General features: G+C 64.9%; 5 protein-coding genes. 4 read left to right on the top strand and 1 reads right to left on the bottom strand.

The features are described from left to right. On the top strand, window positions 1-654 hold a 654-nt coding region (locus PGX04_RS33215; protein WP_273742372.1), incomplete at its 5' end, for a transposase. Window positions 655-854: 200 nt separating this feature from the next. On the opposite strand, the gene ubaA is transcribed toward PGX04_RS33215, so the two are convergent. After that, window positions 855-1,718: an SAMP-activating enzyme E1 gene (gene ubaA / locus PGX04_RS33210; RefSeq protein ID WP_273742371.1), complete on the bottom strand. Its 864-nt coding sequence runs from the start codon at window positions 1,716-1,718 to the stop codon at window positions 855-857. A 275-nt stretch (window positions 1,719-1,993) separates the two neighbouring features. Here ubaA and PGX04_RS33205 point away from each other — a divergent pair, with 275 nt between their 5' ends. The 3 genes from PGX04_RS33205 (at window position 1,994) to PGX04_RS33195 (ending at window position 4,493) form a co-directional block, all read left to right on the top strand. Then, window positions 1,994-2,179: an HVO_0416 family zinc finger protein gene (locus PGX04_RS33205; RefSeq protein ID WP_273742370.1), complete on the top strand. Its 186-nt coding sequence runs from the start codon at window positions 1,994-1,996 to the stop codon at window positions 2,177-2,179. A gap of 214 nt (window positions 2,180-2,393) precedes the next feature. Further along, window positions 2,394-2,552, top strand: coding sequence for a DUF7563 family protein (locus PGX04_RS33200; protein WP_273742369.1), 159 nt, complete (start codon window positions 2,394-2,396; stop codon window positions 2,550-2,552). 63 nt (window positions 2,553-2,615) lie between these two features. Further along, the gene (locus PGX04_RS33195) at window positions 2,616-4,493 is read left to right on the top strand and encodes a UvrD-helicase domain-containing protein (RefSeq protein ID WP_273742368.1); all 1,878 of its coding nucleotides are present in this window, start codon (window positions 2,616-2,618) and stop codon (window positions 4,491-4,493) included. The last annotated feature ends 48 nt before the right edge of the window (window positions 4,494-4,541 follow it).

Raw genomic sequence — 4,541 nt, 5'->3', positions numbered from 1 at the left:
GCCGGCGTCGTCGGCTCCGTCCCCGCGGTACTCCGGGCGATAGCCCACATGCTCGACCTCGCGTGGTCCCTGTCGGGGTGGCGGGCCGCGGTCGCCGCCGTCCTGTTCCCGGTCGCGATTCCGATCGTCGTCGGCCTGTTCGCCCTGTCGGGGGCGATCGGTGCCTACGTCGGTGACTGGCTGGCCACCCGGATCGATCGCGCTCGAGACAGGGCCCGTTCTCGAGTGAACGCGAACTCGGACGGCGACGTCTCCGGCTGGTGGCGGTGGGTCGCCGCGTACAGCCTCGTTGCTCCAGCGGTACTGCTCTACGTGTTCGGCGTCCGGCCCGAGGGCGGTGCCGGCTTCGCCCTCTCGGTGCTGGCGCTGTTCGTGCTGGTCCCGTTCTCCGTCGTCACCGCCGTCGCGCTCTTCGAGGACGCGGTCACCCTCCGGGAAGCGGGGCGGGTCCGGGAAGTTGGACGTGACTGGAGGCCCAACTACTGGGCGTACGTCGGCGCGCCGCTGGGCGCCTACGCGCTCGTCTCTCTGCTAGCGACGATCCTGGAGTCGGCGAACCCGTCGGGGGACGGCGTCTACGGATTCATCGTTGCGCTCTGGCTCTCGGCAGTCGTCTACTTGAACGGCAGACGCCGGCACGTCGGCACGCCGTAACTGTCGTCACCGCGGCGGCGTTCGGGCGGACGAACCGGTTGTCGTCGCTCCGCTCACGGTCCCCTTCGGTCACTGCTCACTTTCCGAGACCCGATCGGAGTGAGGGTCTCGCTGCGCTCATACGGACTGCTGTCAGTCATTTCCGGCGCGACTGCGATCTGGCCTGCGGTCGTGCCGGTAAATCGGTACAGCAGACCGTATCAGTCGGCCGAAATCTCGCAGGTGCCCTCGTAGGCCACGTCCGAGACCGATTCGATTTCGGGGTCGTCCCCGCAGACCGGACACGCCGGGTTCGGCCGGACCGGGACCTCCTCGAAGCTCATGTCCATCGCGTCGTACAGCAGGAGGCGACCCTCGAGCAGACCGCCCTTCCCGAGCAGGTATTTGACGACCTCGGTGGCCTGGATACAGCCGACGGTGCCGGGGAGGACGCCGAGGACGCCCGTGGTGGCGCAGTCCGGAACGGTACCGGGTTCGGGCGCTTCGGGGAAGACACAGCGGTAACACGGCGGCGACGTCTCGTCTCCGTCCGTATCGCTGCGGCCGTCACCGCCGCGGTCGTTAGTGAAGGACGTGATCTGTCCTTCGAACCGGTAGATCGCGCCGTGAAACAGCGGCGTCTCGGTGAGGACGCAGTGGTCGTTGAGCAGGTAGCGGGTCGCGAAGTTGTCGCTGGCGTCGAGGACGACGTCGTACTCGGCGACCAGGGACCCGACGGTCTCCGCGGTAACGCGGGCTTCGTGGGTCTCGACGTCGATGTCGGGGTTCAGTTGGTCGACGTAGTCGGCGGCGCTCTCGACCTTCGGCCGACCGACGTCGGCGTCGCCGTGGACGATCTGTCGTTGCAGGTTCGAGCGCTCGACGACGTCGTCGTCGACGATTCCCAGTCGACCGACGCCGGCCGCGGCGAGATACTGGATGGCCGGCGAACCGAGTCCGCCGGCGCCGACGATCAGGACGGAGCCCTCGAGCAGTCGCTGTTGGCCCTCGGGACCGATCTCGTCCATGATGACGTGTCTCGAGTAGCGATCGAGCTGGGTCGCGTCGAGGCGCAGGTCGCTCATACGGTACCGTTGGGGCGAGAGCGAGAAAAGGACGCGGGTCGAATTCTCTCAGACGGACCGTTGTCAGTCAGTTCCGGAGCAACCGCGAACCGCCCTGCGATTCCGCCGGGACATCGGTACAGCAGACCGTCTCATCCGTCGACGCTGGCGGGCGGCTCACTCCGTTGTTCGGGGCTGCTATTTCCGTCGTCGCAGCGACGACGCGTGGTCTCACGGAGGTGGCAGGATCTTCACCGACCCAACGATTTAATAGCGTGGTGGGCATTCACACACCTATGGCAACCTCACCCAACGATGCCGGTGACGACGTCATCGATCAATTCCTGTCCGATCGCGGTCACTCGGTCGAACAAGTAGGGTGGGACCACGACTATAACAAGAAGCAGTGTCCGGAGTGTGGCGGTCTCCACGATACGTCCGCCAGTTCCTGTACTGTCTGCGGGTGGGAACCTGCGACGTAGGGGACGTAACGAGCAGGAGTGGCCAACGTGTGGGAAGTCGCGTACAGCGTCAGAACGCGTTTCCCCACGTTTCTCGCGGAGTCGAAGCGAGGTGACGCTATCACTCGTCCCCGTCAGGGACATTTCGATTACTCACACCCGGCAGCCGTTTTTTTATCATGGCCGATCCGACACAATTATAATCCGTTACCTGTCATGGCAGAGTGAGAAGAACATGCCGGAATGTCAGAACTGTGGTGCGTTCGTTACCGAGCGGTACGCCCGGGTGTTCACCCCTCGCGGCGTCGACGATCCGCGCGTCTGTCCGGACTGTCAGGACAAGATCCGCGACGGTGCTGACGTCCGAGACGCCCGCTCGCCGCGCGATCCATAACCGCTCGTTCCTGCCGAAGAAAACCCACGTCACTTATAGGTGTCGCGCTCTTGTTTGGCTACAATGACTCCGACGGACACGACGGTTACCCGCCTGTTCGGTGGTCCGGGAAGCGGGAAGACGACCGCCCTCCTCGACCGCGTCGAAGATATCCTCGAGCAGGACGGCGTCACCTTCCGGGACATTCTCGTCGTCTCGTATACGCGAGCGGCGGCGCAGGAGATTCGAGAACGCCTCGCCGACCGCCTCGACGAGAGCCCACGCGCCCTGCAGGGCAACGTCTGTACGATGCACGCGAAGGCCTACGAACTGCTCGATCTCTCCCGAGCCGACGTCATCGGCGAATCCGACAAGGAGGACTTCTGCGACCAGTACGGCATCGATTACGAAGACGAGTACTCGGGCGCCGGCCGCCGGACCGCCCGGTCGACGACGATCGGGAACAAGATCATCGCGACGAGCCAGTGGCTCCAGCGGACCAGCCGCGAGGTCTCGGACTGGTACGACGTTCCCTTCCAGTGGGACGACGAGGAGGTTCGACTCCCGCCCGAGATCGACGACAACGCCCAGGAGGGCAACAAGTACACCCCGACCTGGCCCAGCGACGACGACCGGATCGACATTCCCGAAGCGATTCGCGCCTGGCGCACCTACAAGGGCGACGAGGGGAAGATCGGCTTCGCGGACATGCTCGAGCGAGTCGAGCAACGCTCGCTGCTTCCCAGCGTCGACTATCTGGTGATCGACGAGTTTCAGGACATCACCACGCTGCAGTACGACGTCTATCAGGAGTGGAAGCCCCACATGAAGAAGGTCCTGATCGCCGGCGATGACGACCAGGTCGTCTACTCCTGGCAGGGAGCAGACCCCGCACTCCTGCTGGATGAGGAGGTCGACGAGGACGTCATCCTGCCGAACTCCTACCGACTGCCGTCGAACGTCCTCAACGCGGTCAACAAGGAGATCCGCCACATCGATCAGCGTCAGGACAAGGACCTCAAGCCGCGCACGGAAGGGGGAGCCGTGGAGGCGAAAACGAACGCGTCGATGCTCGACGTGGTCCGGATGGTCCGCCGGGCGCTCGTCGAGGGCGACGGCACCATCATGGTGCTGTTCCGGGCGCGCTACCAGATGTTCCAGTTCATCGACGAGTTCATCACCGAGGGCGTCCCCTTCACCTCGCTGACCGACCAGCGGATGTGGACCGACCGACTCACGCAGTACGTCCGCGCGGTCGAGGCGCTCGACGCCGGCGATGACGTCACCGGCCTGCAGGCCCGTCGACTCGCGGACATGCTGCAGGATTCGGCCTTCGGTACCAACGAACGCGACGCCCTCTTCGACGAGATCGACGAGCGCCAGGAAGCGGCCGGCATCGAGGACCTGGAGGAACTCATGATCCCCGCCGGGGTCATCGAAGATCACGCGCCCTTCATGCCCGACCCGGCCTCCGCCTCGGACATGCTCCGAAAGGTCACCAACTTCCAGAAGAAGAGCGTCCGATCCTACTTCGCGATCGGCGAGTACCAGGGGATGGACACCGACCGCGTCCGCGTCGGCACGATCCACTCCGCGAAGGGTCGCGAAGCCGACCACGTCTTCGTCGGGACCGACCTCACCGAGAAGGTCGTCGAGCAGATGGTCGCCACGGTCGACGATCCCACCGATATCCCCAACTGCGAGGAGTTCACCAAGACCTCCTCGCCCGTTCCCGTTCTGACCGACAACGAACGCCGCGTCTTCTACGTCGGCATGTCTCGAGCCCGCGAGCGACTCGTCCTCCTCGAGAACCTCGTCGACGGCGCGCCCACGCTGCCGATCGACGTCCTGCTGAAGAATCAGCTGACCGATTCGACCCTCGAGGAACTGATCGAACTGGCCCAGGAGCCGATGGACGAACCGGACGCCGACGAACTCGAGGCCGAAGCCGAAGCGCCGTGACCGGTGGGAACGAACGCAGCTTCGAGCCCGACCGACCATCCGACCCCG

Source organism: Natrinema soli, from assembly GCF_028618695.1.
This window is presented reverse-complemented; position numbering and strand designations above follow the sequence as displayed.

Bases quoted from the DNA above. Each gene is read 5' to 3' on its own strand.
- ubaA (WP_273742371.1), bottom strand. From the start codon at position 1,718: ATGAGCGACCTGCGCCTCGACGCGACCCAGCTCGATCGCTACTCGAGA.
- PGX04_RS33205 (WP_273742370.1), top strand. From the start codon at position 1,994: ATGGCAACCTCACCCAACGATGCCGGTGACGACGTCATCGATCAATTC.
- PGX04_RS33200 (WP_273742369.1), top strand. From the start codon at position 2,394: ATGCCGGAATGTCAGAACTGTGGTGCGTTCGTTACCGAGCGGTACGCC.
- PGX04_RS33195 (WP_273742368.1), top strand. From the start codon at position 2,616: ATGACTCCGACGGACACGACGGTTACCCGCCTGTTCGGTGGTCCGGGA.